The sequence below is a fragment of the Nocardia huaxiensis genome, assembly GCF_013744875.1.
Taxonomy (GTDB): Bacteria; Actinomycetota; Actinomycetes; order Mycobacteriales; family Mycobacteriaceae; genus Nocardia; species Nocardia huaxiensis.
In genome coordinates, this window is record NZ_CP059399.1 from 6,019,481 (window position 1) to 6,044,294 (window position 24,814).

General features: G+C 69.1%; 18 protein-coding genes. 11 read left to right on the forward strand and 7 right to left on the reverse strand.

Annotated elements, in window-relative coordinates:
* Positions 1–88 precede the first annotated feature (88 nt).
* Positions 89–2,353, forward strand: a complete 2,265-nt coding sequence (locus tag H0264_RS27285) for a thiamine pyrophosphate-dependent enzyme (RefSeq protein ID WP_420831988.1) — start codon at positions 89–91, stop codon at positions 2,351–2,353.
* A 198-nt stretch (positions 2,354–2,551) separates the two neighbouring features.
* Here the strand turns inward: H0264_RS27285 and H0264_RS27290 are convergent, their stop codons facing one another.
* Complete coding sequence (locus tag H0264_RS27290; RefSeq protein WP_181580206.1) at positions 2,552–4,822, reverse strand: ATP-binding cassette domain-containing protein; 2,271 nt, start codon at positions 4,820–4,822, stop codon at positions 2,552–2,554.
* Positions 4,823–4,883: 61 nt separating this feature from the next.
* Between H0264_RS27290 and H0264_RS27295 the strand changes: the two genes are divergently transcribed.
* Both H0264_RS27295 and H0264_RS27300 read left to right on the forward strand, forming a co-directional pair.
* On the forward strand, positions 4,884–5,852 hold the full coding sequence (locus H0264_RS27295) for a helix-turn-helix transcriptional regulator (protein WP_231085126.1): 969 nt from the start codon (positions 4,884–4,886) through the stop codon (positions 5,850–5,852).
* Between the two features lie 43 nt (positions 5,853–5,895).
* Entirely contained in the window at positions 5,896–6,852 is a 957-nt protein-coding gene (locus H0264_RS27300; protein WP_181580207.1) for a M56 family metallopeptidase, read from the forward strand.
* A gap of 3 nt (positions 6,853–6,855) precedes the next feature.
* Here H0264_RS27300 and H0264_RS27305 read toward each other — a convergent pair whose 3' ends face one another.
* The 4 genes from H0264_RS27305 to H0264_RS27320 all read right to left on the reverse strand — a co-directional run bounded on the left by H0264_RS27305 (position 6,856) and on the right by H0264_RS27320 (position 10,248).
* Positions 6,856–8,049 carry an MFS transporter gene (locus H0264_RS27305; protein WP_181585859.1) on the reverse strand — a complete coding sequence of 398 codons (1,194 nt, stop codon included), beginning with the start codon at positions 8,047–8,049 and terminating at the stop codon, positions 6,856–6,858.
* Positions 8,050–8,096: 47 nt separating this feature from the next.
* A complete protein-coding gene (locus tag H0264_RS27310; protein ID WP_181580208.1) occupies positions 8,097–9,212 on the reverse strand; it encodes a PLP-dependent cysteine synthase family protein in 1,116 nt (371 codons plus the stop codon).
* Between the two features lie 102 nt (positions 9,213–9,314).
* On the reverse strand, positions 9,315–9,728 hold the full coding sequence (gene lpqS, locus H0264_RS27315; RefSeq protein WP_181580209.1) for a putative copper homeostasis (lipo)protein LpqS: 414 nt from the start codon (positions 9,726–9,728) through the stop codon (positions 9,315–9,317).
* Between the two features lie 145 nt (positions 9,729–9,873).
* A complete protein-coding gene (locus tag H0264_RS27320) occupies positions 9,874–10,248 on the reverse strand; it encodes a BlaI/MecI/CopY family transcriptional regulator (RefSeq protein WP_181580210.1) in 375 nt (124 codons plus the stop codon).
* A 106-nt stretch (positions 10,249–10,354) separates the two neighbouring features.
* Here H0264_RS27320 and H0264_RS27325 point away from each other — a divergent pair, with 106 nt between their 5' ends.
* Complete coding sequence (locus H0264_RS27325) at positions 10,355–11,878, forward strand: multicopper oxidase family protein (RefSeq protein ID WP_181580211.1); 1,524 nt, start codon at positions 10,355–10,357, stop codon at positions 11,876–11,878.
* Between the two features lie 12 nt (positions 11,879–11,890).
* Here H0264_RS27325 and H0264_RS27330 read toward each other — a convergent pair whose 3' ends face one another.
* Complete coding sequence (locus H0264_RS27330; RefSeq protein ID WP_181580212.1) at positions 11,891–12,253, reverse strand: ACT domain-containing protein; 363 nt, start codon at positions 12,251–12,253, stop codon at positions 11,891–11,893.
* Positions 12,254–12,388: 135 nt separating this feature from the next.
* Here H0264_RS27330 and H0264_RS27335 point away from each other — a divergent pair, with 135 nt between their 5' ends.
* The 4 genes from H0264_RS27335 (at position 12,389) to H0264_RS27350 (ending at position 17,210) form a co-directional block, all read left to right on the forward strand.
* Positions 12,389–13,210 (forward strand): TIGR02452 family protein, encoded by an 822-nt coding sequence (locus H0264_RS27335; RefSeq protein WP_181580213.1) that lies wholly within the window; start codon positions 12,389–12,391, stop codon positions 13,208–13,210.
* A gap of 105 nt (positions 13,211–13,315) precedes the next feature.
* Positions 13,316–14,974: an alkaline phosphatase D family protein gene (locus tag H0264_RS27340; protein ID WP_181580214.1), complete on the forward strand. Its 1,659-nt coding sequence runs from the start codon at positions 13,316–13,318 to the stop codon at positions 14,972–14,974.
* Positions 14,975–15,249: 275 nt separating this feature from the next.
* The gene (locus tag H0264_RS27345) at positions 15,250–15,528 is read left to right on the forward strand and encodes a YggT family protein (RefSeq protein WP_181580215.1); all 279 of its coding nucleotides are present in this window, start codon (positions 15,250–15,252) and stop codon (positions 15,526–15,528) included.
* A 35-nt stretch (positions 15,529–15,563) separates the two neighbouring features.
* A complete protein-coding gene (locus tag H0264_RS27350) occupies positions 15,564–17,210 on the forward strand; it encodes an alkaline phosphatase D family protein (RefSeq protein WP_181580216.1) in 1,647 nt (548 codons plus the stop codon).
* A 1-nt stretch (position 17,211) separates the two neighbouring features.
* On the opposite strand, the gene H0264_RS27355 is transcribed toward H0264_RS27350, so the two are convergent.
* Positions 17,212–19,368: a galactose oxidase-like domain-containing protein gene (locus H0264_RS27355; protein ID WP_244975957.1), complete on the reverse strand. Its 2,157-nt coding sequence runs from the start codon at positions 19,366–19,368 to the stop codon at positions 17,212–17,214.
* Between the two features lie 359 nt (positions 19,369–19,727).
* Here H0264_RS27355 and rox point away from each other — a divergent pair, with 359 nt between their 5' ends.
* The 3 genes from rox to H0264_RS27370 all read left to right on the forward strand — a co-directional run bounded on the left by rox (position 19,728) and on the right by H0264_RS27370 (position 24,802).
* On the forward strand, positions 19,728–21,161 hold the full coding sequence (rox, locus tag H0264_RS27360) for a rifampin monooxygenase (protein ID WP_181580218.1): 1,434 nt from the start codon (positions 19,728–19,730) through the stop codon (positions 21,159–21,161).
* 117 nt (positions 21,162–21,278) lie between these two features.
* Entirely contained in the window at positions 21,279–24,017 is a 2,739-nt protein-coding gene (locus tag H0264_RS27365; RefSeq protein WP_181580219.1) for a helix-turn-helix transcriptional regulator, read from the forward strand.
* Between the two features lie 101 nt (positions 24,018–24,118).
* Positions 24,119–24,802 (forward strand): alpha/beta fold hydrolase, encoded by a 684-nt coding sequence (locus H0264_RS27370; protein WP_181580220.1) that lies wholly within the window; start codon positions 24,119–24,121, stop codon positions 24,800–24,802.
* Positions 24,803–24,814: the final 12 nt, after the last annotated feature.

The following is a 24,814-nucleotide window of genomic DNA, read 5'->3' on the forward strand; positions in this document are numbered from 1 at the left end:
ATAGCCCGGCGTACGCGACATATGGGACATATGGGAGGACGTCATCAACGACCGGGAAGCGGAGCTGGACCAGTGGTTTCGCGCGGAGGTGGCCGCGACGACGCCGGGGGCCGCACGACCGCAGCACGAAACCCTGACCGCCGACGGGACGCTGACCGGGGCCGACTGCCTCGAGCTGTTCGATTCCCAGGCCACCGCACGGCATCTGGATTTCGCGGCGCGCCGGCTCGGGCGGGAAGGGCACGGGTACTACAGCATCGGATCGTCGGGGCACGAGGGGAACGCCGCGGTGGCCGCCGCGCTGCGGGTGAACGATCCGGCGCTGCTGCACTATCGCTCGGCCGGATTCTTCGTACAGCGTGCGCGCAAGGTCGCGGGGTCCGATCCGGTGCGGGATGTCCTGCTGGGAGTGGTCGCGGCGGCGTCCGATCCGATCTCCGGGGGACGGCACAAGGTATTCGGAAGCAAAGCGGCGCATGTGATTCCGCAGACCTCCACCATTGCCTCGCAGCTGCCGCGGGCGGTCGGGCTGGCCTTCGCCCTCGAGCGGGCGGCGCAGCTGGGAGTGCCGTGCGAGTGGCCCGCCGATGCGGTGGTGGTGTGCAGTTTCGGGGATGCCTCGGCGAACCATTCGACGGCGGCGGGGGCGATCAATACGGCGGTGCACACCACCCATCTGGGTGTGCCGATGCCGATTCTGTTCGTGTGCGAGGACAATGGGCTCGGGATCAGCGTGCCGACACCGCGCACCTGGATCGAGCACGCCTATGGATCGCGGCCCGGGCTGCGGTACTTCGAGGCCGATGGCGCGGAAGTGGCAGACGCCCACAGCGCGGCGACCCGAGCCGCCGAATGGGTTCGCACACAAAGGAAACCGGCGTTCCTGCGACTGCGGACGGTACGCCTGCTCGGGCACGCGGGCTCGGATGTGGAATCGGCGTATCGACGGCCCGCCGAGATCGCGGCGGATCTGCGGCGGGATCCGGTGAGCAGAACCGCGCGGCTGCTCATCTCGGCCGGAATCGCGACGCCCGGCGACATGCTGCGCCGCTACGACGATATCGGCGCGCGGGTGGCGGCCACGGCCGAATCCGTGTGCGGGGAAAAGCAATTGACGAGCGCCGCGGAGGTCGTGCGCGCGCTGGCGGCGAACCGCCCGACCGTGGTGCGCACCGATGCGCTGCGCGCCGTGGAACGGCCCGGCGGTTCGTCCGGCGCCTCGAACCCCGTTGTTGCGGTGGGCCATTCCGCGACCGCCGGTCCGGTGGCCGCCGCCTTCCGCACCAAGGCTCCCCTGGCCGATCCTGCGGCGGCGAACGGTTCCGGCGGCGACAACTCCGAGCCAATGACATTGGCGCAGGCCGTCAATCGCACATTGGCCCAGCTGCTCACCCGCGATCCCGATGTGCTGGTCTTCGGCGAGGACGTGGGCCGCAAGGGTGGGGTGTACGGCGTCACGAAGGGCTTGCAGCAGACCTTCGGGGTGCGGCGGGTCTTCGACACGCTGCTCGATGAGCAGAGCGTGCTGGGCACCGCCCTCGGCGCGGCGCTCGCGGGTTTCGTTCCGATTCCGGAGATCCAGTACCTGGCCTATGTGCACAATGCCGAGGACCAGCTGCGGGGCGAGGCGGCGACGCTGTCGTTCTTCTCCGACGGGCAGTACCGCAATCCGCTGGTGGTGCGGATCGCGGGCCTCGCCTACCAGAAGGGCTTCGGCGGCCACTTCCACAATGACAATTCCATTGCCGCCCTGCGGGATATCCCCGGCGTGGTGATCGCGGCGCCCGCACGCGCCGATGATGCCGCCGCGTTGCTGCGCACGTGCGTGTCGGCCGCGCGGGTGGACGGCCGGGTGTGCGTCTTCCTCGAACCCATCGCGCTGTACCACACCCGGGATCTGCACCGGCCCGGCGACGGCGCGTGGCTGGCGCCGATTTCCGAGGTGCGCCATGCCGAGATCGGCCGGGCGCGCGTGCACGGGACGGGCACGCACCTGACCATTGTGAGTTTCGCCAATGGGGTGCCCATGAGCCTGCGGGTGGCCCGGCGGCTCGCCGCGCGCGGCGTGCACGCGCGGGTGCTGGATCTGCGCTGGCTGTCTCCGCTGCCGATCGAGGATCTGCTCGACAATGCCCGCGCCACCGGCCGGGTGCTGATCGCGGATGAAACCCGCCGCAGCGGCGGGGTTTCCGAGGCGGTGTTCGCCGCGCTGCTCGACGCCGGGTTCGAGGGCCGCATCGCGCGGGTCACCAGTGCGGACAGTTTCGTTCCGCTGGGTCCGGCCGCCTCGACCGTGCTGCTCGACGAGGACCGCATCGAAGCGGCGGCGGGAAAGCTGCTCACCGCACCCTGAACCGCACGCCACACTGCCGGAATGCTGACGGCGAGCGGGAACGGGACTCTGCTGATGAGGTGGTCTACCCGTTCCCGCTCGTCGTCGACGCCCGTCCGGTGGGCGCCCTCGTGCCGATGAGGGGGCGGCACAAGCTTTATCTACGTATTACGTACGTAGATAGTATTACCGGACGGACCCGGGTTCGCGCAACCCTCGTCAACCACGCAGCGCCACGGCGGTTTTCGAATCCGTTCGCGCCATCAGCTCCTCGGGTGTGCCCTCGAACAGGATGCGGCCACCGTGGCGGCCGGGTCCCGGGCCCAGGTCGACGATCCAGTCGGCGCGGCGGATGACGTCCACATTGTGCTCGATGACGACCACCGTATTGCCCGTATCCACCAGTGTGCCGAGCACCTCCAGCAGGGTGTCGATATCGGACAGGTGCAGCCCGGTGGTGGGTTCGTCGAGAATGTAGCGGGTGTGGCCGGTGTGCCCGGCGAGTTCACGCGCGATGCGCAGGCGCTGGCATTCGCCGCCGGACAGGGTGCTCAGCGGCTGGCCCAGGCGCAGGTAGCCCAGCCCGACCTCCGCGACCCGCAGCAGCGGGCGGGCGATACCCGGGATCCGAAGTCGCTGTGCGGCTTCGTCGATGGTGAGCTCGTCGATGTCGGCAATGGACAGGCCGTCGACCGTGTAGCCGAGCACCTCGGGCGTGAAACGGCGGCCGCCGCAGGTTTCGCACTCGATCTCCTGCCCCTCCATGAAGGCGAGATCGGTGTAGACCACGCCGAGGCCCTTGCACGCCGGGCAGGCGCCGACCGAGTTGGCGCTGAAAAGTGCCGGGCTGACGCCGTTTTCGGTGGCGAACAGTTTGCGGACGGCGGGCGCGATGCCGGTATAGGTGATCGGGGTCGAGCGGCGATTGGTGGCCATCGGACGCTGGTCGACGATCGTGGCCGGATGCTGGGCGGCCAATTCCGCTACCAGACTGGACTTTCCGGCGCCCGCGACGCCGGTGAGCACGGTCAGCACTCCGGCGGGAATGTCCACGCCGACGCCGGTGAGATTGTTGCGGGTGGCGTTCTCGACCCGAATCTTGCCGGTGGCCTGCCGGGGTGTGTGCGGGCGGCGGCGCTGCCGGAGGGCACGGCCGGTCGGGGTGTCGGCCCGGCGCAGCTCGTCGAAGCTCCCCTGGAACACCACGCGACCGCCCGCGGCGCCCGCGCCGGGACCTATTTCGACGACCTCGTCGGCGATCCGCAGGACATCGGGATCGTGTTCGACGACCAGGACGGTATTTCCCTTGTCCCGCAATTGCTTCAACAGGGCGGTCATGGAGCGTACGTCGTGCGGATGCAGGCCGACGGTCGGTTCGTCGAACACGTACAGCATCTCGGTGAGGCTGCTGCCCAGATGCCGGATCGTCTTGATGCGCTGGGATTCTCCCCCGGACACCGTGGTGGTGGGCCGGGCCAGGGACAGGTAACCCAGGCCGATATCGGTGAGCGCGGTGAGCCGCTCGCGCAGCGAGGCCACCACGGGGGCCACGCGCGGATCCCGCACGGCGGCAAGGAGTTCGCCGAGATCCTCGATCTCCATATGGCTCATCTCGACGATGGTGCGGTCGAGCACGCGGGCGGTCCGGGCCGCTTCGTTCAGGCGTTCACCCCCGCAGTCGGAGCAGCGTTGTGCGTGTGTGAACCGCTGGAGCACTTGCTGTTTGCGTTCCGACGGGGCATCGGAGGTGTGCAGGTAGATGCGTTCGAATCGCGGCACGACGCCCTCGTAGTCCCCGGGCGGTCGGGTGCCCAGGCGCGCTGCGGCCTCGCCGCCGTACAGCAGCGCGTGGCGCTCGTCGCGAGTCCATTCCCGCAGCGGCGTAGCCGGGTCGAACGATCCGATATCCGCGTACTGCCGATACCAGTACTGGCCGTTTCCGAAGCCGGGCAGCAGAATCGCGCCCTCGGCCAGGCTCTTGTCCAGGTCGAGCAGCTTGTCCACGTCGGTGGCGACCCGCTCGCCCAGCCCCGAGCAGGCCGGGCACATCCCCGCCGGATCGTTGAACGAGAAGTGGTTGGACTCACCGACATACGGCTCGCTGCTGCGCGAGAACAGCAGCCGCAGATAGCTGTAGGTGTCGGTGATGGTGCCGACCGTGGAGCGCGCATTGCCGCCCAGCCGTTTCTGGTCGATGACCACCACCGGTGACAGCCCGTCGATGGAGTCGACCGCGGGCCGGGTCCAGCGGGGCAGCCGATTGCGCACGAACGGCGGATAGGTCTCGTTGACCTGATACCCCGCCTCGGCGGCGATGGTGTCGAACACGAGCGAGGATTTCCCCGACCCGGAGACGCCGGCGAACACCACGAGGCTGTTGCGCGGCACGTCGATATCGAGGTCGCGCAGATTGTTGGTCCGGGCCGCCCGGATGCGGATACTGCGCGGGCGGTCCGCCACGGCGGGGCGAAGTGGCTGTGCTGTGGTCATGCTTCGACCGTAGGAACAGATGCGGCCGGATTCTGACCGCATTTCGGGTGAGAATGACTCCATGCCCGACGTGACGCGCCGCATGCTCGAACTGCTCACCCAATTGCAGACGGGCCGCCGATTCACCGGTCAGGAGCTGGCCGCCCGGCTCGCGATCAGTCCCCGCACGCTGCGGCGGGATGTGGAGCGACTGCGCGAGTACGGCTATCCGGTGACGACCCAGCCGGGGCCGAGCGGATTCTACGAGCTGGCCGCGGGCCGCACGCTGCCGCCGCTGGTGCTCGACGACGACGAGGCGATCGCGACCCTGGTAGGGCTGGCGCTGCTCGGTTCCACCACGCCGGCCGAACCGCAGGAGCCCTCCGGGATCGGTCCCGCCGCCGAGCGGGCCTTCGGCAAGATCGATCAGTTTCTGCCGAAACGCTTGCGGCCCAGGGCAACCGCCCTGCGGGCGACCGTGGAGGCCGCGCCGCAGACCGCGCCGGCCGTCGAGGCCGAGGCGCTCACCACGCTCGGCCTGGCGGCCTCGCGGCACGAACTCGTCACCTTCGACTACACCAGCGGCAGCGGCCGCCTGTCCCGTCGCCGGGTCGAACCGTATCGGCAGGTGCACCTGAACCTGCGCTGGTATCTGCTGGGCTGGGACACCGAACGCGAGGATTGGCGGACCTTCCGGCTCGACCGGGTCGGCGACGTGCACGCCACCGCGATCCCGTTCCCGCCGCGTCCGCTCCCGGCCCGTTCGGCCGCGGACTACCTGCGCGCCGGGATCACGGTCGGTCGCCACCACGCGGTGGTGACGGTCGAGGCCCCCGCCGCCGCGGTGGCCGACCGGCTCAAATTCCAGAACTGCACCATCGAGGCCCTCGACGCCGGGCGGACCCGGGTCACCCTCGAGGTGGATTCCTTCGAATGGCTGGTGCTCAATATCGCCTTCCTCGACGTCGATTTCCACATCGAGGAACCCGTCGAGTTCCGGACGCGCAGCCGCGAACTCGCGCGTCGCCTGCGGGCCGCGGGACACGCCTGAGGGACACATCTCCCGCTCAGGTTCCGCACATAGGGTGTCGGCCATGAGTGTCGCCATCTGCCTGCTGGTGTACGGCTTCGCGGTGTCCGTGCTCGCGCCGCGGCTGCTGGGCCGCATCGGATATCAGGGCGCTACTCCGAAATTCGCGCTGGTCAGCTGGCTCACCGCCATGGCGTCGACGGTGCTGGCGTGGATCACGGCGGTCGTGGTGCTGCTCATCGATCTGGCGACGCATCGGTTGTCGACCACGCCGCAGCGGTATCTGGACACCTGCATCACGCATTTCCACGATGCCGCTGTCGGACGGTACGGCGCTCCGGCGCAGGCCGGGTTGATGCTGCTGTCGGGGCTCACCACGGTCGCGGCGGTGGTGCTGGTGTTCCGGCTGGGCCGCTCGCTGGTGCGGGCCCGCAGCACCACCCACGAGCATGCGCGGCTGGCGCGGCTGGCGGGGCGGCACCATCACGAATTGGATGCCGTCGTACTGGATGTCGACGAGCCGGCCGCGTATTGCGTTGCGGGCAAGACACATACGGTGGTACTCAGCCGGAGTGTGCTGGCAGCGCTCGACGGGCGGCATCTGGAGGCGGTGCTCGCCCATGAGCGGGCGCATCTGGCGGGCCGTCATCATCTGCTGCTGGCGCTGACGCGCGGACTGGCGGCCGTGCTGCCGCGCATCACGCTGTTCACGTTCGGCGCACGGGAGGTCGCCATGCTGCTGGAGATGGTCGCCGATGATGCCGCGGCGCGAATCCACGGGCGGCGGAACGTCATCGAGGCGCTCGTCGCGCTCGGTGGTATGGCCACAGGTCCGGTGGGCACGCTCGGCGCCACCCAGGTCGGTCTGATCGCGCGTATCGAACGGCTCTCGGCGCCCGCGGCGACGGTCGCGCGCACCCGGGCGCAGGCGGCGCTCGCCGCGGCGGCCACCCTGGTGCCATTGACCTCGGTGGCCGCCGCGGCGGCCGGAATCGCGCTCTGCGCTTCGGTTTCCGCCTGATCGCTACCGGTTCGCGACCGCCGCGGGTTGCCGGCTGCCGGTGTCGAGCAGGTGCAGCGCCCAGGCCGCTGCCGCGCCGATCAGGGTGAGGCCGAGCCAGATCGCCCAGTCGGCATGCGCGGCGCGAGCCGCACCGACGACCGCTCCGGTGGCGAGGTTTCCGATCAGGATGCCGATGCCGACGATCGTGTTGTAGAACCCGTAGTGGGTTGCCACGAGCCGGTTTCCGGCGAGCTCGACGACGGTGTCCATCTCGAAGGGGAAGACCGCCGCGGTGCCGACAGCCAGCAGCGCGGCGCTCAGCAGCAGGGCGCCGATCGCCGCCTGGACACCGAAAACCGTGGATGTCGGGATGATGACGAGTGGCACGAAGGACCCGGCCAGCAGCGCCATGCCGGCCACCAGACTCCGGCCGGTGCCCCAACGCGCCCGCAGCCAGGCGGTGATGCGTAGCTGCCCGGCCACGGCGACCACGCCGGAGACCACGAAGATGGCCGAGGTGATGGTCCGGGAGTCCTGTCCCGCAAGGTATTCCGCTTGCAGGGGCAGCGCCAGATACACCTGGAAGGACAGCACGTACGAGCCGATCATGGCCGCTGCGAAGGCCACGAAACGGCGATTGGACACGATGGTGCGCCAGTCCTCCAGCACCGAGGTGGGCTCGGCGGGTGCAGCCGCGCGGCGGGCGGGCAACGCGAACAATTGCGCGATGGTCAGCACTGCGAACACCGCGGCCGCCGCACCCGCGGTGACCCGGAAATTCAAGGCCATCAGGGCGAGTCCGACCAGCGGTCCGGCGAGAATGCCCGCCTGGTAGAAGATATTGAAGACGGCGAACGCCTCCACCCGCCGCTCTCCGGCTTCGGCGGCCAGATAGGCGCGCACCGCCGGATTGAACAGCGCGCCCGCGAATCCGGTTGCGGCCGAGGCGATGAGCAGGCCGGGCAGGGATTCGGCGAATACCAGCAACGCGAAACCACCCGTGCGCAACAGACATCCGGCCACGATGAGCGGCTTGTAGCCGAGCCGGTCGGCGAGGGTGCCGCCGAGCAGGAACATGCCCTGCTGGGAGAAATTGCGCACGCCCAGCACCAGGCCGACCGCCCAGGCCGCCAAACCCAGTGGGCCCGAGAGGTATCCGGCCAGGTACGGCATCAGCATGTAGAAGCCGAGATTGATGCCGAACTGGTTGACCATGAGCAGCTGGGCGGCGGTGTCGAAGCCGCGGAACTTCGCCAGGACCGTCACGACGCCCGCCCCAGGGTGGCCGGGTCGACGACGGTGGTGCAGCGGGTCCAGGCGTGCACGTGCCGTTCGGCCGGATGCGCTATCCGGTCGGGTTCGGTGGGCGCAATGGCGTGCAGCAGACCGTGTTCCCGGCAGTAGTCGTCGTTGTAGACGGTGTCGAAGTAGCGGTGCGGGCCGTCGGGGAAGACCGCCGCGATCCGGGTGCCCGGCGCGTGGGTGCGAGCCGCCCAGCCCGCGACCAGGGCCACCGCGCCGACGCTCCAGCCGCCGCTGGCGTGATGGGTGGCGGCCAGGGTGCGGCAGGCCCACACGGCTTCCGCCGGTGCGACCCAGTGGATTTCGGCGAAGGCCGGGTAGTCCACATTACGCGGGTGGATGCTGGAGCCGAGGCCGCGCATGAGGCGGGCGGCGGCGGGCTGGCCGAAGATGGTGGAGGACACCGTATCCACGCCGATGAGCGTCAGGTCGGGATTGAATCGGCGCAGCACGCGCGCCACGCCGGCCGAGTGGCCGCCGGTGCCGACCGCGCACACCAGCACATCCACTCCCCCGAGCTGATCGATCAGCTCCAGGGCCAGCGATTCGTAGCCGGCCACATTGTCGGGGTTGCTGTACTGGTCCGGGCACCACGAATCGGGTTCGGCGGCAAGCAGTTCGGCGACGCGATCGCGGCGCGCCTGCTGCCAGCCGCCGATCGGATGCGGCTGGGCGACCAGCTCCACCCGCGCCCCGTAGGCGGCCAGCATGCGCGCCACAATGGGTTCCAGGCCCGGATCGGTCACCACCGTCACCGGGTGCCCGTACACCAGACCGGCCAGGGCGAGCCCCAATCCCAGGGTGCCGCTGGTGGATTCGACGATGCGCGCGCCCGGCGCGAGGTCGCCGCGTTCCTTCGCGCGCCGCACCATGCGCAGGGCGGGCCGGTCCTTCATGCCACCGGGGTTGAATCCTTCGAGTTTGGCCCAGAATCCGCGATCGGCCGGCGCGAAGGGTTCGCCGACCCACAGCACCGGCGTATTGCCGACCAGGGCGCGCGGCTCGCGGGCCGCGCCGGGCGCGGCCACCAGCAGTTCCCCGGAGAGGGCGAGTTTGTCCAGCACAACTTTGTCCATGACTGTTGCTTTCTGCATCGGAACCACCGCGACGGGTGGTGAGACGTGTGCGGGCAGCGGTCACCGGCCGACGGGCACAACCGCCGGCCTGGCGCTGACCGGTCAGCGTCGGGCGATACAGAGGTGTGTCAACAGCATTCGGCCGCTGACGACGGGCAACAGGGGTGGACCACGCCGTCGCCCGGTGGGTGCGCGCGCGGCCGCGACCAGCAGCAGGACGAGGATCGCGACGAGCAGCGGGGCGGGCGGAGGCGGCGGCGTGCCCACGACGTGCGAGGCGACCGAATGCAATGAATCAGGCATATCGGGCGCGCAGAACTGCAGGCAGTTGTCGGCGTCGCCGTGGAAGGGTTCATCGACGAGCATGCCGCTCGCATCGACGAAGGTGTGCACGGGATGCGGCGCATGCGCCTCGGACTCGTCGACCAGACACCCGAGCAGCGGCGTGAACAGCAATAGCAGCGCGCACAGCGCGGGCACCGGGCCCACTCGCCACAGCCGCTCCACCAGCTTCACCCCGAACCGACGCCTTCCGTTCCGATCCCCTTGGCGGAGCCACTATTTCACAGTGGATCAGGCCCGCCGCGGAGATGTGATCGACATCCCTCGCCGAACAATCTACTATCTCCGTACGTAAACAGTAGACAGGGGTGAGCGGGTGTCAGTCGCGTTTGGTGCGGGTGAACTTGCGCAGCGCCGCGCGCAGCCCCTCCGACTCCTCGGCGCTCATCTGCTCCACGAAATGCGCCAGCACCAGGTCGGATCGGCCGCCGCTGCCCAGCGCCTCGCGCATGAGCCGCGCACCGTATTCCTCCCGCGTGAGCGTCGGCCAGTAGCGGTACGCCTTGCCCGCGCGCTCACGCTCCAGCCACCCCTTGCGGTGCAGATTGTCCATGGTGGACATGACCGTCGTGTACGCGATCTCCCGCTCCGCGGCGAGTTCGTCGTACACCTCGCGGACCGTGGTCTTGTCGTCCCGGTCCCAAATCCGCTCGATGACGACCGCTTCCAGGTCGCCGAAGCCTCGCGCACCCACGCTTGTCGCCTCCTCAGCTCACGGCACAGCCGGTTCCATACGCTCTACGTACGTAGACAGTAATATTGCGCCGAGGGGGCGGCGCCCGCAACCGGACAGGAGAAGTATGGCGCACCAGCAACCACCATTGTCGGCGTCCCTCTCGCGACGCGGATTCCTCCTCGCCGGTTCCGGCGCGGCAGCCGCGCTCGCGCTCGCAGCCTGCACGAAGGACAGCGGGACCGCCCTGATCGAACCCGACTCCACCGAGGTTCGCGATGCCGAGCAGGCCCGGCGTGCGGCGAATGCGACAGTCCGGAATGTCTCGCTGCGGTCCACACCGGCGACCGTGGATCTGGGCGGTGTACGGGTCGACACCTGGACCTATGGGAGCGGATTGCCCGGACCCGAGATCCGGGTCCGCAAGGGCGAAGTGCTGCGGGCCGAGCTGACGAACGCACTGCCCGAACCGACGACCGTGCACTGGCACGGGATCGCGCTGCGCAACGATATGGACGGCGTCCCCGACCTCACCCAGCCGGCCGTCGCGGCGGGCAGCACCTTCGGTTACGAGTTCACCGTGCCCGATTCCGGGACCTACTTCTACCACTCACATGTGGGCGTGCAGCTCGATCGCGGACTGTACGGTCCGCTCATCGTCGAAGACCCTGACGACGGCTCCGACTACGACGTGGAAGCCGTTGTGGTACTCGACGACTGGCTCGACGGGACCGACGGCCGCACTCCGGACCGGCAGCTCCAGCAGCTGCGGGAACAGGGGATGGACGACATGGACATGGGCGGTATGGGTCACGGCGGCATGGCCATGTCAGCCGATCCGAACCAGCCGCTCGGGGCCGACGGCGGCGACGTCACCTACCCGCACTTCCTGATCAATGGCCGGCTCGGCAGCGATCCGGTGAGCTTCACCGCGCGGCCCGGCCAGCGGATGCGCTTGCGCATCATCAATGCGGCGGCCGACACCGCCTTCCGCGTGGCGGTCGGCGGGCATCGATTGCGGATCACCCACAGCGATGGCTTTCCGGTGCAACCAGTCACCGGCGCGAGCGTGCTCGTCGGCATGGGTGAACGCTACGACGCCGTCATCGAGCTCGGTGACGGGGTGTTCCCACTGGTGGCTTCCGCGGAGAGCAAGGACGGCCAAGCCCTCGCCGTCATCCGGACCGGAGCCGGAGCCCCGCCCGCGGCGAATGTGCGCCCGGCCGAGCTGGATTCGCCGCCCCTCACCGAAGAGCAGTTCACAGCAGCCGAGTCCGCGCGCCTGCCGCAGCGCGCACCGGACCGGACGCTCGAGGTGGCACTCGGCTCCGACGACCAGAAGTACCTCTGGACCATCAACGGAAGGGCCTACCCGGACCATGCCCCGCTGGAAATCGCCGCGGGCGAACGAATCCGGCTTCGCTTCACGAACCGAACGATGATGTACCACCCCATGCACGTCCACGGCCACACCTACCAGGTGGTCACCCCCACCGGTACCGGCCCCCGCAAGGACACCTCGATCGTGCTCCCCATGCACACCGTGGAAGCCGACTTCGACGCGAACAACCCCGGCCAGTGGATGCTGCACTGCCACAACATCTATCACGCCGAATCCGGAATGATGAGCGTCGTCTCCTACACCAGATGAGACCCGGTCGGCCTATTCCGCGAGCCGATGCCCCGCGTCCTTCAACACCGCCGCCGCCTCCTCCAGCCGATGATCCGGCACCAGCACCAGATCAGCGTGATAGGTCGAGGCCACGAACACCGGGATCCCGGAATCGGCCAGCGGCCCGATGAGCGCCGCCAGCATCCCCGGCGTGTCCAGCCCATGCGCACTGTCCCCGTAAAACCCCTTCCACCGCTCCCCATCTCCCCACGGCGGCGCCTCCCGAATCACGGTGAGCCCCTCAGGCGCCCGCACCAACGCGATCCACTCGTCGTCCTCCGGAAAGGTGGAGTTCGGCAGATGCTCGACCACGAACTGGGACGGGACAATGCGCAAACGCTGGCTGCCGGTCATCCCCACATGGTATTCGGCCCGCATGCCGCGTCGAGGGCGGTCGCTCGGCAGGTCGCGACGTGTCACACGGTCGATTTAGTGTCAAAGACTAAAAATAGGGTGCGCTCGACCGGAGCGCACCGTACCGTGCGTGAAATGACAAGTAGTCCAAAGCAGATCGCCGCCGAGAACGAGCGGATCGCGGACGAGGGCGGATATCAGAACCGGCACGGAACGTTCGTGGATCTACGTGCGGCGTTGGCCGCAGCGCGGGCCGGGACCGTGTCCTACGCCTCCGATTGCCCGCCGTTCACCGAGTCGCTCGGGCCGCTGGCCGGTGCGGCCGAAGTGACCGCGGAGGGCAGTATGGCCGCGGCGCGGCGGCTGTACGAGGACGGCGGGAAGTCCGTTGCCGTATTGAATTTCGCGTCGGCGCGGAATCCGGGCGGCGGGTATCTGCGGGGCGCCCGGGCGCAGGAGGAGGATCTCTGCCGGAGCGCGCTGTTGTATCGCTGCCTGTTGGAAGCACCGGATTACTATGCGGCGCACCGGGCTTCGAGCGATCTGCGATACAGCCATCGGGTGATCTTCTCGCCGCGGGTTCCGGTGGTGCGGGATGAGCGGTACGCGTTGCTGGATGAGCCGTTTCCGGTGTCGTTTCTGACTTCGCCTGCGCCCAATGCGGGTCAGCTGGCCTTGCACGCGGGCGGGCCGGTGCCGGTCCGGGAGCAGTTGGCGGTGCGCGCGGATCGCGTGCTGGCCGTCGCGGCTCATCACGGGGTGCGGCAGTTGGTGCTCGGAGCGTGGGGCTGCGGGGTCTTCCGCAATGATCCCGGCGAGGTGGCCGCGGCCTTCGAGCAGGCGCTGGGCCGACGTGGGGCCGCCTTCGAGCGGGTGGTGTTCGCGATCTGGGATCGTTCGCCTGTCTCGGCAAACCGGCAGGCATTCGCGGCCCGCTTCTCGGCGGCCGTTGGGTAAACGGGCGGGTACCAGGGGATTACGATCCAGAACGTCATCGAAAGTTTGCTCGGGGGCAGGGCCGGTGTTCACGGCGGCGCATGGTGAGCATTCCTACCGTTACGTATGAGCTTGTCTCGGCGGCAGTTGATGCGGGTCGGTCTCGCGGGCTCGGCGGCGGTCCTGGTGGGGACTTCGGCGGTGAGCAGCCGGCGGTTTCCGGCGCCGCGGTGGAACGGGGGGTATCCGTTCGCGCTGGGGGTGGCGTCGGGGGATCCGACACCCGACGGGGTGGTGCTGTGGACGCGACTGGCGCCCGATCCGCTCGCGCCGGACGGGCTGGGCGGGATGCCGATGCGGCCGGTCACCGTGGAGTACGAGGTTGCGCACGATGCCCAGTTCCGGCGGGTGGTGGCACGGGGTGAGGCGGTGGCGAGCCGGGAACTCGGGCACAGCGTGCATCCGGAGGTGCGCGGGCTCGACTCGGATCGGTGGTACTTCTACCGGTTCCGGGCGGGGACGGCGGTGTCGCCGACCGGGCGGACGCGGACCGCGCCGGCGGACGGATCACCCACGGCGCGTATGCGATTCGCGTTCGCTTCCTGTCAGTGCTGGACGTACGGGTATTACACCGCCTATGAACACATGAGCCGGGAAGACCTCGATCTCGTGGTGCATCTGGGGGATTACACGTACGAGACGCCGTGGGTGCGGGGGCGCGACGGGCAGGATGCCGATGAGATCACCGGCGAGGCAGTGGATCTCGCGGACTATCGGCTGCGGTATGCCCAGGTCAAGGCGGAGGCGCCACTGCAGGCCGCGCATGCCGCGTTCCCGTGGCTCACCACCATGGACGACCATGAGGTGCACAACAATTGGGGTGGGGATTCGCGCGGGCCCGCCTTCGACATCTATGGGATTGCGGCGCTGTTCCGGCGACGCAAGGCCGCTGCGTTCCAGGCGCTCTACGAGCATCAGCCGCTGCGCGTCGCACAGCTGCCGTCCGGGCCGAACATGCTGCTGCACAGACGGTATCGCTTCGGCGACCTGGCCGAGATCACCATGCTCGACACCCGGCAGTACCGCACCCCGCAGGCGTGCACCGACGGCAGCGCCACCGCCGACTGCCCACAGCGCTACGCCGCCGACCGCACGCTGCTCGGTGCGCGACAACGCGATTGGCTCGTCGACGGCCTGCGCGACTCGCCCAGCCGCTGGCAGGTGCTCGGCAACCAGGTGTCCATGAGCCGCAACGACTACGACCCGGGCCCGCCGGATCTGCTGGGCACCGACGCGTGGGACGGGTATGTCGCCGACCGCAATACGGTGCTGGGCGCCGCCGCCGCGCGCGGCGTGCCGAATCTGGTGGTGATCACCGGCGACCGGCACGAGAACTGGGCCGCCGACCTGCGCCGCGACCATAGCGATCACGAATCGCCGGTGGTGGCGGCCGAATTCATCGGAACCTCGATCAGCAGCGGCGGCAATGGCAGTGACATCACCACTACGGCGCGGAAACTGCTCGAGACCGATCAGGACCTGAAGTTCAGCAACAATCAGCGCGGCTATGTGCGGGTCGAACTCGATCATGCGCTGTGGCGCACCGACTTCCGGGTCGTGCCCTATGTGAACCGGCCCGGTGCGCCCATCAGTACCCGCGCCACCTACGTCGTCGAGAACGGCATCCCCGGAACCACCCAGGCGTGGCGCCCCGAACCCGAGGCCCCGGCCACCCCGGCGACCGATCTCGCGCTGCCCGCCCGGGAGGTCCCGGAACGACGCTGAATCACCGTGTACCGCACCGCGGGGCCGCCGCGAACCAGGTGAACACCGGCGACGGATCGGGCTGCTCCGGCCAGGGCGCCGATGGTGCACAGCGTGTCGTCGTCCGTGCCTCCCACTGTCACGTCTCCACCAGGGGGAGACTCGACCGGGCGGAGTGGCGCGCCTGACAGGGAGCGCTTCCGACCTGATAATCACCTGGCAAATGCGGCGAATCCGGCACTTCGGACGGGTCTGCCGCGTTGCTCTCGGTAGACGCCTTCGGAAGGAATGTGGCAATGGGCATCATCTGGACTCTGCTCAGCCTGGTCGTGTCGGTATTCATCCTCATCATGCTGGCTCGCCTGGTGGTGGACTGGATCACTGCGCTCAGCCGCGACCCCGCGCCCTGGGTGGGCAAGGTGCGGGAAGGCACCTACAAGCTGACCGAGCCGGTCATCGCACCCGTGCGCAAGGTGCTGCCGCCGATCAACTTCGGGTCGGTGGGCATCGATCTGGCGTTCACCGTCGTGTTCATCCTCGCGCTGGTGCTGCGCACGGTGCTGTTGAGCCTCTGACCGGCGCGCTGCCGACCGGGCGTCTACCGTGTCGTATGGGCATGTCGCGTCGGCAGTTGCTGAGATTCGGTGCCGCCGGGTCCGCCGCTGTACTGGTGGGGACCTCGGCGGCGAGCAGTAGCCGGTTGCGGACGGCGCGACTGGCCGGCGGTGATCCGTTCGCGCTCGGAGTCGCCTCGGGAGATCCCACGCCCGACGGGGTGGTGCTGTGGACACGGCTGGCACCGGATCCGCTCGCGCCCGACGGGCACGGCGGGATGACCAACGCGCCGGTGACCGTCGAATACGAGGTGGCGCACGACGAAGGCTTCCGGCAGGTGGCTGCGCGTGGATCCGCCGTCGCCACAAGGGAACTCGCGCACAGTGTGCATCCGGAGGTGAACGGGCTGGAGCCGGATCGCTGGTATTTCTACCGGTTTCGCGCGGGGTCGGCGATTTCCCCGGTCGGGCGGACACGGACCGCGCCGGCCGCCGGACAGGCGATGCGGAGACTGCGGTTCGCCTTCGCGTCCTGCCAATCCTGGAGTTCCGGGTATTTCACGGCCTACGAGCACATGAGCCGCGAAGACCTCGACCTGGTCGTGCATCTGGGTGACTACATCTACGAGCAGTCCTGGATTCACGCGCGGGTGGGCACCGCGCCCGATCCGGATGTCGCAGGTGAGGCCATGGATCTGCGGGGGTATCGGCTGCGTTATGCCCAGGCGAAGGCGGAGGCCCCGCTGCAGGCCGCGCACGCCGCGTTTCCGTGGCTGACCACGATGGACGATCATGAGGTCGACAACAACTGGGCGGGCGACACTCCGGGGCTGGGATTCGACATCTATGCGATTCCGGCCTTGTTCCGACGCCGGCGCGCGGCAGCCTTCCAGGCGATGTACGAGCATCAGCCGCTGCGGGTGGCGCAAATGCCGTCAGGGCCGAATATTTTGTTGCACAGGCGATTCCGGTTCGGTGATCTGGCGGAGATCACCATGATCGACACCCGGTCCTATCGCTCGCCACTGGCCTGCAATGACGGGAAGGCGGTGGCCGATTGCGAGGCGCGCTATGCCACCGGCAGAACGATTCTCGGATCGCGGCAAAGGGATTGGCTGGTGGACGGTTTCCGCTCGTCGCCCGCGCGGTGGCAGGTGATCGGCAATCAGGTGCCGATGGCGCGCAGTGATTACGATCCCGGGGCCGCGGTGGAACTGGGCACCGACTCCTGGGACGGGTATGTGGCCGACCGCAATACGGTGCTGGGCGCGGCGGCCGACCATGGGGTGCGGAATCTGGTGGTGATCACCGGCGACCGGCACGAGAATGTCGTGGCCGATCTGCGGCGTGATCACTCCGATCTCGAATCTGCCATTGTCGCTTCGGAATTCATCGGCACCTCGATTACCAGCCGGGGCGACGGCGTCGACCTCACCCCGGCCGCCCGGCAGGTGCTCGCCACCAATCCCGATCTGAAGTTCTCCAATTCCCAGCGCGGGTATGTGCGGGTGGAGCTGGATCATGGGCTGTGGCGCAGCGACTTCCGGGTGGTGCCCTATGTACGGCGGCCCGGCGCGCCGATCCACACGCGAGCCAGTTTCGTTGTGCGGGACGGGGTTCGCGGCGTGGTCGCGGCGTCCACGCCGGATCCGGCATCGGATACCGCCGCGCTGCCCGCACCGGACAGCCCCGGGCCGCGCTGACTCACGGCGGAGTCAGGCGGATCCAGCGTCCCGCGGAGGGCACACCGTCGGTGTCGACCACGACGACGAGATACCAGCCGGGTGGCGCGAGCGCGGGATTCGACGGCATCGTCAGGGTGATCGCGTCCGGCGCGGTGACGGTGAACGGCAGATCGATGAGCCGCTGATCATTGTCGCAGGAGTGGGTGGTCGAGCCCGGACGCAGCAGGCTCGCCTCACGCAGGGCAGCGCTCGTGGTGGCGGTGATCGTGTCGCCGTAGGTCGCGACCTCGGCACTCAGCTCCAACTCCGGCCGCGCACCGCGGAAAAGGTAGGGCGGCCAGAACATTTCGATGCGCAACTCCTCGGTCTTGCGCATCGGATTGGAGCCCGCGGTGATCACCTTGCCGTCGGGTGTCAGCACCGCCACCGAGTGGTACAGCCGCGGAATGCGTTGCGGCCCGGTGTGCATCCAGGTTTCGGTGGCCGGATCGAAGATCTCGGCGTGCGGCGGGGCGGCGTGCGCCATCTCCTCCATGCCAGAACCACCGGCCGCCAGCACCGTGCGATCGGGCAGCACGACCGCGCACACGTGCATGCGGGGATGCTCCATCGGCGGTCCGGGACGGTAGGCGGGGTTCGCAGCCTTCAGGTCCACGATCCGGGTATCGGACAGAGCCGGTGCGGGACTGTGCATGTCGTAACCGCCGCCGCCGAGCAGCATGACCCGCTGGTCCTGCGCCGGGGGCAGCAGCACGCTGGCGGACTGATTGCGCGAGCCCGGATCGACGAGCCCGGGCACCTCGGTGGCGGCCCCGGTCGCCGGATCCCAGACCGACGGGCGCATGCCGTTGTTCCCGCCGTATTGGCCGCCGGAGTAGAAGATTCGCCCGTCCTCGAGCAGCAGGAGATGCCCGTACATGGGAATGGGACCGGGAACCGGGAGCTGCGACCAGGTTTCGGTGGCCGGATCGAACAGTTCCGGAGTCACCGCCAGGTATCCGTCGGTCCCCAACCCCGACACTGCCACCACCCGGCCGTCCGGCAGTGTGACCAGGCTCGGATACCAGCGCCCGAATTCCATGTCCGCCACCGCATTCCACGCGCCCGCCGCGGGATCGAAGATGAGCGCGTCACGCAGGCCGTAGAACGGGTCGTACTGTCCGGTGCCGCCGACCGCGAGCAGCCGGCCATCGGCCAGGAACGCGTGCCCCGTGCAGAACATGTCGATGGGTGTGGCCGGTGCGTCGAGCCCGGGGTTCGGGTAATGCCAGACCCGCGTGCGGAATTCGTGCGCATGATGCCGATCCGGGTCATTGCCCGATCCGGCGAAGAACACCACATCCCCGGGGTGCAGCAGCGCCGCGTGCACCGGATTGATCTCGGTGCCGAAATCCAGGATCCGCCAGACACCCATGTGGGCCGCGTGCATCAAGCCGGTGTCGAGTTCGACCACGCGCACATATCCGGCATTGCCGTCCGGGGTGTGGTCGATCGTGCACACCACGAGCTCCGGATCCCCGGCCGCACCGGGCAGCACCGTGATCGCCGCGCCTTGGTTCTCGATGAACCCCCACCCGGGCACCGCTGACCAGCCGCTCCACCCGTCGACGCAGTGCCCCGACCCGTCGAGCCCCCACCCGATCGTGTAGACGCCCGCGTTCACCTGCTGCGGATTGTCGACCGCGAACACGATCAGCTCGGGCCGCCCGTCACCGTCGAGATCGGCCACGGTCATCCCCGCGCCCTGGTTCTCCCACCCGTACCACTCCGGAACGGCCACCCACGGCGTCCATTCCGCCACCTCACCGTCAGCGGTGAGCCCCTTGGCCAGCCGGAACTGCCCCGAATTCTGCCCACCCGGATTGTCGACGGTCAGCACCACCAGCACCGGCTGCCCGTCGATCCGCGTCAGGCAGATATCCGCCCCCTGGTTCTCCCACCCGTACCAGTCCGGAATCTGTTGCCACGCAGTCCATCCGCCGGTCACCGCGCCATCGGCGGCGAGGTCACGTCCGACCCGGAAGTAGCCCTGGTTCTGCCCCTCGGGATTGTCGACCAGGAACACCACGAGGTCCGGCCGCCCAGTGCCGCTCAGGTCCGCGACGGCGATCCCGGCACCCTGGTTCTCCCAGCCCCACCATTCGGGCACCGTCTGCCACGGGCCCCAATCAGCCACTCCCCCAGTGGTATTCAGACCCGTTCCGACCCGGTAGTATCCACCGTTCTGACCGGGTGGGCCATCGACCATGAAGACCAGCACATCCCGCCCGTCCCCACCGGTCAGGTCGGCGATCGCGATTCCGCAATCCTGATTCTGTGCCGAGAACCATCCCGGGACAGCCACGAATTCCCCAGCCACACTTCCATCATGATCGCTGCACGGCTTCGCGCCCGGCGATGTCCGATTATTCGCAGATGGTGGCGGATTCCCTCCCCTCTTCAACGTATATCGCACCCCGGGGCTTGCGGCAAGACCCCGGTCTTGCCGCAGAATCGCTGGCCGAGGTGCGGAAACGCGGGAATGGGAGTCGCTGAATGTCTGATTTCGACGTGATCGTCGCCGGTGGCGGACCGACCGGAGTGCTGCTCGCCAGTGAACTGCGCATGCGCGGGGTGCGGGCGGTCGTGCTGGAGAAGGAATCCGAGCCGACCAAGGTCGTACGGGCCATGGGATTGCATGCGCGGAGCATGGAGATCATGGATCAGCGGGGGCTGGTGGATCAGGTGCTCGCGCTCGGGACACAGCATCCGCTCGGGGGGTACTTCGCGGGCATCGTGAAGCCGCAACCGGAGGGGTTGGACACCACGTATCCGTTCGTGTTCTCGATTCCGCAGACCGTCACCGAGCGGCTGCTCCTGGAGCGGGGGGCCGAACTCGGTGTCGAAGTGCGCTGGGGGTCCGAACTGACCGGGGTGAGTCAGGACGCGGACGGGGTGGATGTCGAACTGGCCGAGGGCGATCGGCTGCGGGCGCGCTACCTGGTCGGATGCGATGGCGGCCGCAGTACGGTGCGCAAACTGGCCGGGATCGGCTTCCCCGGTGAGCCGAGCCGGATCGACACCCTGCTGGGCGAGGTGCGGCTCACCGCACCGTGGGAGGAGATCCTCCCGGTGATCACCGAGGTCCGTAAGACCCAGCTGCGATTCGGTGCGGGACCGATCGGCGACGGCGTGTACCGGATGGTCGCACCCGCCGCCGAGGTGGCCGAAGACCGCAGTGTCCCACCGACTTTCGAGGAACTCGTCCGGCAGTTCAGCGCCCTGGCGGGCACCGACTTCGGCGCGCACTCGCCACGGTGGGTATCTCGCTTCGGCGATGCCACCCGGCTGGCCGACCGCTACCGCGCAGGCCGCGTGCTGCTCGCGGGCGACGCCGCGCACATCCATCCGCCGCTCGGCGGCCAGGGCCTCAACCTCGGCCTCCAGGACGCCTTCAACCTCGGATGGAAACTCGCCGCTCAGATCCACGGCTGGGCACCGGCCGACCTGCTGGACAGCTACGAGATCGAACGCCGCCCCGTGGCCGCCGACGTCCTGGACAACACCCGCGCCCAAACCGCACTCATGTCACTCGACCCGAACGCCCAGGCCCTGCGCCGCCTCATGGGCAAGCTCATGGACTTCGCCGAAGTCAACAAGTACCTCATCGAACGCATCATCGCGATCGGCATCCGCTACGACTTCGGCGACGGACCCGACCCGCTGGGCCGCCGCCTCCGGGATGTGCAGCTCGGCCACACCCGCCTTTTCGAACTGCTGCGCACCGGCCGCGGCCTGCTACTCGACCAGACCGGCCGACTGTCCGTGGCAGGCTGGGCGGATCGTGTCGACCACATCGCCGACACCAGCGACGAACTGGACGCGCCCGCCGTCCTGCTGCGACCCGACGGCCACGTGGCGTGGGCGGGTGACGACCAGCACGACCTGAACACCTGCCTGCCCAGATGGTTCGGCGCTCCGGTCAGTTGATCACGCACCGTGCTCGCTGTGCTCCGGCTGCGGCGCCCCGGGCGCACGACGCCCGCTCCCATAAGCTCGTGGGGATATCTCGTGGTGGAAGTTGCTGGGAGTTCGGAGAGTACGTCGATGTTGTTCGGGCGCGAGGCCGAGATCGAGGTGATCTCGTCGTTCGTGGTGGACGGGTGCGGTGGCGAGACGGCGCTGGTGCTGTCCGGGGAGCCGGGGGTGGGGAAGACGGCGCTGTTGGATGCGGCGGCGGAGATCGCGGCCGCGCGCGGGGTGCGGGTGCTGCGGGCCGCGGCGCTCGAGTTCGAGGCCGAGTTGTCGTTCGGGGCGTTGAACCAGCTGCTGCAGCCGTTGAGCGGGCATATCGAGGTCCTCGAGGCGGCGCATCGGGAGGCGCTGCGGGTGGTGATGGGTTCGGAGACGGGGGCGATGCCGACGCAGTTGGTCGCGGGGGCAGCGACTTTGGCGCTGTTGCGGGCGGCGGCGCAGGCCGGGGCTCTGTTGCTGATCGTCGATGATGTGCAGTGGCTGGATCTGGCCAGCAGTATGGCGGTGATCTACGCGTTGCGGCGGCTCGGCCCGGCCGATGTTCGATTGCTGGCGGCGACACGAACCGAAGCCGGGGATGCGTTCACGCGCAGCGGGTTTCGGCTCCATGAGGTGGCGCCGCTGGATGCGGGAAGCGCGGAGAAGCTGCTGTCGGCGGCGTTTCCCGCGCTGTCGACGGCGGTGCGGGGGCGACTGCGGTCCGATGCGCGCGGGAATCCGCTTGCGCTGCTGGAACTTCCGGCGGCGCTGCGGACCCTGCACGGGACGGCGCAACTGCCCGGGGTGCTGCCGCTGACCCGCCGGTTGCAGGGTATGTTCGCCGATCGCCTCGACGCGCTGCCGGCGGCGACGCGGCGGACGCTGCTGTTCGTGGTGCTCGCGGGTGCGGAGAACAGCACGACCATCGAAGAGTGCGTGCGCACTCCGGAAGGACGCGACGCTCTGCTGCCCGCCGAACGGGCGGGGCTCATCCGGCCCAATCCGCGTACCGGCCGCCTCGAATTCCGGCATCCGCTGCTGCGCTCGGCCGTGGTGGAATCCTCGACCAGCGAGGAGCGGCGGGGTGCGCATCGGATTCTGGCCGACGCCTTCGCCGCGTCGCCGCAGCGGCGGGCCTGGCATCTCGGACAGGCCGCGACCGGACCCGACGAGGATGTGGCGGCACAGCTCGAGACGCTGTCGCAGCTCATGGTGCGCGACGGCGACGCCGGCCGGGCGGCGGCCGCCATGCTGCGGGCCGCCGAGCTCAGTCCCGCCGACGGTGACCGGGCGCGGCGCACCGCGCGGGCGGCCTATCTGGGCTCGCTGCTCACCGGCGATCTCGCCGACTCCGGCCGATTGCTGCGCGCCGCACCGAATCCCGCGCTCGGCGGCCGCTCGTTGCCGGTCGCTTTGGCCGCCTCCTTCCAACTGCTCAACAGCGAAGGCGATGTCACGACCGCGAGCCGGCTGCTGCTCGCCGGACTGCACGCCGCGGCCGAGGAAGAATCCCGCGATCAGGACACGGTGATCGAGGCGCTGCACACCCTGCTGTCCATCGGGTTCTACAGCGGGCCGGACGGGCCGTGGACCGAAATCGACGCCGCGCTCGAGCGGGTGGTGGTGGAGCCCGAGGATACGCTCGCCCTGCTGCGCGGGCCGTTCGTGGATCCGGTGCACAGCGGCCCGAAAGCCTTGGCGGACTTGGACAGTGCGCTGGACGGGCTGCGATTGTCGGCGGATCCGGTGCATATCGTGCGGGTCGCCACGGCGGGCACGTATGTCGATCGGGTCGGGCGCGCGCGGGAACCGCTGCGGCGGGTGATCGACGACGGGCAGGACGGCGGCGCGGTCGCGCGATCCATCGACGCGCTGTTCCTGCTCGCCATCGACGATTTCTTCTGCGGCGCATGGGATCACCTGCTCGAGATCACCGACGAGGGCTTGCGGCTGTGCGCGGAACTCGGGTACGTGGTCAGCTCCGGGACCGGGAAGTTCCTGCGTGGCCTGGTGGCCGCCGCGCGCGGGGACGGCGCCGCCGCGGATGGGCTGAGCGAGGAGGTGCTGATGTTCGCCGCACCGCGCCGGCTGCTCGTCCTCGCGCACTACGCTTCGCATATTCGATGCCTGCACGCACTCGGCACCTCGACGTTCGGCGACGCGTATCGGCATGCGGCACTGATCAATCCACCCGGAGACTTCCTGCCGCACAATCCTCACGCACTGTGGCTGGTGCTCGACCTCACCGAAGCCGCCGCTCGCAGCGGACGCTTCGAGGACGCACGGGCCCACGCGCGTGGCGCGAAAGCCGCTGCACTGGAGGAGCTTTCGCCACGCCTTGCCATGCTCGTCGCGGCCGCCCAGGCGGTGGCGCACCCGGATAAGGCCCGCGAGCACTTCGAGGAGGCCCTCGCCGTTCCCGGCACCGAGCGTTATCTGTTCGATCGCGCCCGCATCGAACTCCTCTACGGTGAGCAGCTGCGTCGCGACCGCGCGACGACCGAGGCCCGCACCCATCTCAGCACGGCCGCAACGCTTTTCGCCGAACTGGGGGCCGAGCCGTGGGTGCGCAGGACGCAATCCGAACTTCGCGCCACCGGCGAGAACTCCCCGTCGCCCGGTCCGGCCGCCCTGACCGCCCGTGAGCAGGCCGTCGCCGAGCTGGCGGCGACCGGACTGACGAACAAGCAGATCGGCGAACAGCTCTACCTCTCCGACCGGACGGTCTCGACCCATCTCTACCGGATCTTCCACAAACTCGGTGTCACCCGCCGCAGCGCCCTGCGCGACGCACTCGAACGCCATCCCGGCAGCGACCCGGCGGCGCACTGACCTACGCAAGTCCGGCCGCCTACGTCATTCGACGGATTGGCCACGCCCGCAACACCCCTACCTTCGAGCATGCCCACATTCCTTCGATCCGAGGAACCGACATGCCATCAACCGACAATACCGTCGTCCTCGTCCACGGCGCCTTCGTGGACGGCTCCGGCTGGCGCGCTGTCCACGACGAGCTCACCCGCGACGGCTACCGTGTCCGCATCGTCCAGAACCCCACCAACTCCCTGGCCGAGGACGCCGCCGCCACCCGCGCCGTTCTCGACGAGCTCGACGGTCCCGCGGTCCTGGTCGGCCACTCCTACGGCGGCGCGGTCATCACCGAAGCCGGTGTGCACGAGGCGGTTTCGGCCCTCGTCTACATCACCGCCTTCGCCCCCGACAAGGGCGAATCCGTGAACAGCCTGCTCGGCACCTTCCCCCAGGACGGCCCCCAGCCGCCCATCCTCCCCTCCCCCGACGGCCACCTGCTGCTGGACCGCGCCAAGTTCCACGCGGCCTTCGCCGCCGACCTCTCCCCCGAAGACGCTGCCTTCCTGGCCCATTCGCAGACCCCCTGGGGTCTGGAGGCAATCGGCGGCACCATCAGCGAAGCCGCCTGGCGGCTCAAGCCGAGCTGGTACCTGCACGTCACCGAGGACCGCATGATTCCCCCGGCGGCCCAGCGCTCCATGGCCGAACGCCTCGGCGCCACCGTCCGCGAAACCGCCGGCAGCCACGCCATCTACGTCTCACGCCCCACCGTCGTCGCCGACCTCATCCGCGCCGCAGCACAATAGCGACAAGGGCCG

What these genes read in the sequence shown, in the direction of transcription:
- H0264_RS27330 (WP_181580212.1), bottom strand. Translation starts at nt 12,253, where the DNA reads ATGACCGGCAGCCAGCGTTTGCGCATTGTCCCGTCCCAGTTCGTGGTC.
- rox (WP_181580218.1), top strand. Translation starts at nt 19,728, where the DNA reads ATGTCTGATTTCGACGTGATCGTCGCCGGTGGCGGACCGACCGGAGTG.
- H0264_RS27335 (WP_181580213.1), top strand. Translation starts at nt 12,389, where the DNA reads ATGACAAGTAGTCCAAAGCAGATCGCCGCCGAGAACGAGCGGATCGCG.
- H0264_RS27340 (WP_181580214.1), top strand. Translation starts at nt 13,316, where the DNA reads ATGAGCTTGTCTCGGCGGCAGTTGATGCGGGTCGGTCTCGCGGGCTCG.
- H0264_RS27345 (WP_181580215.1), top strand. Translation starts at nt 15,250, where the DNA reads ATGGGCATCATCTGGACTCTGCTCAGCCTGGTCGTGTCGGTATTCATC.
- H0264_RS27350 (WP_181580216.1), top strand. Translation starts at nt 15,564, where the DNA reads ATGGGCATGTCGCGTCGGCAGTTGCTGAGATTCGGTGCCGCCGGGTCC.
- H0264_RS27295 (WP_231085126.1), top strand. Translation starts at nt 4,884, where the DNA reads ATGCCCGACGTGACGCGCCGCATGCTCGAACTGCTCACCCAATTGCAG.
- H0264_RS27305 (WP_181585859.1), bottom strand. Translation starts at nt 8,049, where the DNA reads ATGGTCAACCAGTTCGGCATCAATCTCGGCTTCTACATGCTGATGCCG.
- H0264_RS27310 (WP_181580208.1), bottom strand. Translation starts at nt 9,212, where the DNA reads ATGGACAAAGTTGTGCTGGACAAACTCGCCCTCTCCGGGGAACTGCTG.
- H0264_RS27365 (WP_181580219.1), top strand. Translation starts at nt 21,279, where the DNA reads ATGTTGTTCGGGCGCGAGGCCGAGATCGAGGTGATCTCGTCGTTCGTG.
- H0264_RS27325 (WP_181580211.1), top strand. Translation starts at nt 10,355, where the DNA reads ATGGCGCACCAGCAACCACCATTGTCGGCGTCCCTCTCGCGACGCGGA.
- H0264_RS27370 (WP_181580220.1), top strand. Translation starts at nt 24,119, where the DNA reads ATGCCATCAACCGACAATACCGTCGTCCTCGTCCACGGCGCCTTCGTG.
- H0264_RS27300 (WP_181580207.1), top strand. Translation starts at nt 5,896, where the DNA reads ATGAGTGTCGCCATCTGCCTGCTGGTGTACGGCTTCGCGGTGTCCGTG.
- H0264_RS27290 (WP_181580206.1), bottom strand. Translation starts at nt 4,822, where the DNA reads ATGACCACAGCACAGCCACTTCGCCCCGCCGTGGCGGACCGCCCGCGC.